Source organism: uncultured Flavonifractor sp. (assembly GCF_944383115.1).
GTDB lineage: Bacteria > Bacillota > Clostridia > Oscillospirales > Oscillospiraceae > Flavonifractor.
The window spans coordinates 1-4,608 of sequence record NZ_CALWOJ010000126.1 but is presented as its reverse complement, the minus strand read 5'-3'; the positions used below and the strand labels follow the sequence as shown (position 1 = coordinate 4,608).

Below are 4,608 nucleotides of genomic sequence, written 5' to 3'. Positions count from 1 at the left end.
GCAGAAGTACCCAAGTGGCCGAAGGGGCTCCCCTGCTAAGGGAGTAGGCGGGTTAAACCGTGCGAGGGTTCAAATCCCTCCTTCTGCGCCAAAAGAGAAACCCTGTATCCACAACGGATACAGGGTTTTTTCTTACTACAATCAAAACCTCCGGCTTAGCCGGAGGCTTTGGCTTATACGAGAGGGGCCAGCACCCGCAGGATGGACCGGAACAGCCGCCGGGGCCAGGATCGCTCCAGACACTGCTCCAGGGTGATTTTCTGGCACTGAAGCTGGGTGGCCAGAAAATCGGCCTTGATGTCCAGCACCGTGGGGTCCTGGTAAAGGAGTACCGCGTCCTCAAAGTGGAGGAACATGCTGCGGTAGTCCATGTTGATGGTGCCCACCACGCCGCACACGTCGTCGGACACCACATTTTTGGCGTGAATAAAGCCGGGCGTGTACTCAAAAATCTGTACCCCCGCCTCCAGCAGGGGCTGGTAGTGGGAACGGGTCAGCTCAAACACCAGCTTTTTATCCGGAACATGGGGGGTGATGATGCGCACGTCCACCCCGGATTTGGCGGCGTTGCACAGGGCGGTGTTGACGCAGTCGCTGACGATCAGATAAGGGGTCATGATATAGATATACCGCTTGGCCTTGGAGATCAGGTTGAGATACACCGTCTCGCCCACCGGCTCGTTGTCCAGGGGATTGTCGGCGTAGGGCTGTACGAAACAATCTCCGCCCAGAGATGCCTCAGGCGGTAACGAAGAGGGGCGCAGGGCAGAGTAATCCTCCCTGGTCTCCCGAATATACTCCCACATGGTGAGAAACATCACCGTCATGCTCCAGGCAGCCTCCCCCTTGACCAGGATGGCGCTGTCCTTCCAGTGGCCGTAGCGGGGTTTTTGATTGATATACTCATCGGCTAGGTTGATGCCGCCGGTGAAGGCGGTGTGGCCGTCGATGATGCACAGCTTCCGGTGATCCCGGTTGTTCATGCGGATGGAGATCACCGGTTTGAAGCGATTGAATACGCAGCAGGGAATGCCTGTTTCTGCCTCGAAGCTGGCGGCAAAATCGGCTGGGAGGGTGGCCAGCGACCCCACGTCGTCGTAGATCACCCGCACGTCCACTCCGGCGGCCTTTTTTTCTTTCAGAATTTCCACGATGGAGTCCCAGAACAGACCGGGAGCCAGGATAAAATATTCCAGGAAGATATAGTGCCTGGCCTGTTTCAGTTCCTCCAACATGGCGGGGAAGGCGTCGTCCCCCAGGGGGAAATATCGGGTCCAGGTGTTGGTATACACCGGACAGCGGGCATACTGCTCCAGATAGCGGGCCTGATTTACCGCGTCCCGGCCCAGTGCGGACAGCTTCTGAGCCTTGTAGTCCCCCTCCAGCTGTTCCAGCATGGTGCGGTCCATGCCCTGCATCTTCCGGCGCATCCGCGCCGACAGCTTGTTGCCGCCGCACAGCAGATACACCAGCCAGCCAAACATGGGAAAGAGCAGGATGGGAATGATCCAGGCGATCTTATACCCCGGATCAGTCTGCCGCCGGATGATGACCAGCACCGCCAGCAGAGACAGTACCACGCAGGCCCAATACACATAGACGTAGTAGCCCGATACCCATACCATGGGCACCAGCAGTACCACGACCTGAAGAATGATGAGCAGCGCCACAATCACCGAACGCTGGAAAAGAAATGAGGACAGCTTTTTGATGTTCACAGGGTTACTCCTTGCCGCAAAACGGTTACTTCACCACCACATTTTCAGGCCCCAACAGCTCCCGCAGTTCATCGGCCAGGGCTGGATGGATGACGCAGGGGGTGGACAGACGCTTTCCCGTGTCGTTACACTTGATCACAAGCTGTTCCGTGCCGGGGAACATGGTGAGGACCAGCCGAATCTTCTTCCACCGGGGGTCCTCCAGGCTTGGAATGCGGATATACAGCCGCTTGGCAGGCGGCGGGGGAACGGGCGCATCCTCTGTGTCGCCTCGCAGATGGTCCAGGGGCCGTACCCGGTCGCACATGAGTTGGGGCGCCTTTTCATCCCGCACCGAGATACGTCCTTCGGCCAGCAGAGGTGCATTTTCCTTCAGGTAGGGGCCGCACTCCCCCAAGGCACGGGCAAAGACCAGCATCTCCATGGAGCCGGTGTCGTCCTCCAGGGTGACGTAGGCCATTAGGGTATTGTTGCGGGTGGTACGGGTGCGGGAGGCGGACACCACCCCGGCAATGGTCACCCGCTGCTCGTCCCGATAGGTGGTAGGGCCGCCCTCCTGGTCAAAATCGGAGAGGATGGATCCGATGGGGGCGGCTTTCAGCTGCCTGACCAGATCACGGTACTCGTCCATGGGATGGCCCGTGAGGTAGAGACCGGTGGTCTCTTTCTCCATGGTCATCAGTTCCCGGCGGGAGAACTCGGGGATGTTTTTCAGATTGAGCTGGGGGGCGGACTGAGGCTCGTCCCCGCCGCCGCCGAAGAGATCAAACTGGCCCTCCAGGTTCTTGCGCCTGTTTTGTGCAATGGAGTCCACCAGGGACTCACAGGCGTCCAGCAGCTGGGAGCGGTAGATCCCCATGCTGTCAAAGGCGCCGCACTTGATGAGGCTTTCCAGTACTCGCTTGTTTAAGTCGGAGTCAAACATCCGCTGGCAGAAGTCGGGGAAGGAGGTGAAAGCGCCCTTTTCCCGTTCCGTCAGCACGTCGTTGATAAAGCCCCGGCCTACCCCCTTCACGGCCACCAGTCCAAAGCGGATGTGGTCGCCGGACACGGTGAAGTCGGCCCCCGACTCGTTGATATCGGGGGGGAGGAGGGGGATGCCGCAGTCCTTACACTCGGCGATATACTCCGCCACCTTCTCGCTGGAGTCCAGCACCGAGGTGAGGAGGGCGGCCATGTATTCCTTGGTGTAGTGGCACTTGAACCAGGCGGTGTGGTAGGCCACGATGGCGTAGCTCACCGCGTGGGCCTTGTTGAAGGCGTACTGGGCAAAGGCCTCGATCTCGTCGTAGATGTCCTCGGCGGTCTGCTGGGGGATGCCGTTTGCCATACACCCGGCAATGCCCCGCTCGGGGTCGCCGTGGACGAAGGTGTGCCGCTCCTTCTCGATCTGGGCCTTCTTCTTCTTGGAGATGGCCCGGCGCACCATGTCGGCCTGGCCCATGGTGTACCCGGCCAGGCGGCGGAAGATCTCAATGACCTGCTCCTGGTACACGATGCAGCCGTAGGTCACCGACAGGATGGGCTCCAGGGCGGGGTGCTTGTACTTCACCTTGTCCGGGTTGTGCTTGCAGGCGATGAACCGGGGGATGGAGTCCATGGGGCCGGGGCGATAGAGGGCGATGATAGCGGTGATGTCCTCGATGTTATGGGGCTTCAGGCCCACGCACACCCCGGTCATACCCGCCGACTCCATCTGGAACACGCCGGAGGTCCTGCCGTCGGACAGCATCTGGAACACCTCCGGATCGTTGTCCGGGATGTCTGCCAGAGAGAAGCCGGGGTGCTTCTGGGCCACCAGTTTCACCGTGTCGTCCAGGATGGTCAGGTTCCGCAGGCCCAAAAAGTCCATTTTCAGAAGGCCCAGTTCCTCCAAAGTGGTCATAACGTACTGGGTGACCACCGACTCGTCGTTCTTGGCCAGGGGCACATAGTCCATCACAGGACGGCGGGTGATGACCACGCCGGCGGCGTGGGTGGAGGCGTGGCGGGGCATCCCCTCAATGGCCTTGGCGGTGTCGATCAGTTCCTTTACCCGCTCGTCCCCGTCGTAGAGATCCTTCAGGGGCTTGGACAACTGGAGGGCCTGGTCCAGGGTGATGTGGAGGGCGCCGGGGCCGCTGGGCACCTGTTTGGCCACCGCATCCACGTCGGCGTAGGGGATGTTCAGGGCCCGGCCCACGTCCCGGATGGCGCCCCGGGCGGCCATGGTACCGAAGGTGACGATCTGGGCCACATGGTCCTCGCCGTACTTGCGCTGGACGTACTCGATGACCTCCTGCCGGCGGCGGATGCAGAAGTCGATGTCGATATCGGGCATAGTGACCCGCTCCGGGTTGAGAAACCGCTCGAAGTAGAGGGAGTACTTCATGGGGTCCACGTCGGTGATATTCATGCAGTAGGCCACCATAGACCCAGCCGCCGAGCCGCGGCCGGGGCCAACCGGGATACCCTGGCTTTTAGCATACCCAATAAAATCCGAAACGATAAGGAAGTAGTCCACAAATCCCATCTGCCGGATGACGCCCATCTCGTAGGCCAGACGGTCCTGGTAGCCCTGGGGATCGTCGGGATAGCGGCGCTCGTATCCCTCCCGGCACAGCTTCTCAAAATAGGCGTCCCCGTCGGTGTAGCCCTGGGGCAGCTTGAATTCCGGCAGGTGATAGGTGCCGAACTGGAAGTCCATGTTGCATAGCTCGGCGATCTTCACCGTGTTTTCCACCGCCTCCGGATAGTCGGGGAAGAGGGCGGCCATCTCCTCGGTGGATTTGACGTACAGCTCGCTGGTTTCCATCTTCAGGCGGTTGGGGTCATCCACCGTCTTGCCCATCTGGATGCACATGAGGGTGTCCTGCATCTGGGCGTCCTCCCGGCGGAGGTAGTGGGCGTC

Annotated in this window: 2 protein-coding genes and 1 tRNA gene; 1 reads left to right on the top strand and 2 read right to left on the bottom strand. The window is 60.4% G+C overall.

Annotated elements, in window-relative coordinates:
* Nucleotides 1-91 (top strand) — tRNA-Ser (locus Q0K43_RS10375).
* An 82-nt stretch (nt 92-173) separates the two neighbouring features.
* On the opposite strand, the gene cls is transcribed toward Q0K43_RS10375, so the two are convergent.
* Together cls and Q0K43_RS10365 are read right to left on the bottom strand one after the other, a co-directional pair.
* Nucleotides 174-1,718 carry a cardiolipin synthase gene (cls, locus tag Q0K43_RS10370; protein ID WP_297290456.1) on the bottom strand — a complete coding sequence of 515 codons (1,545 nt, stop codon included), beginning with the start codon at nt 1,716-1,718 and terminating at the stop codon, nt 174-176.
* A gap of 25 nt (nt 1,719-1,743) precedes the next feature.
* A partial coding sequence (locus tag Q0K43_RS10365) for a DNA polymerase III subunit alpha (protein ID WP_297290455.1) occupies nt 1,744-4,608 on the bottom strand: 2,865 nt, incomplete at its 5' end.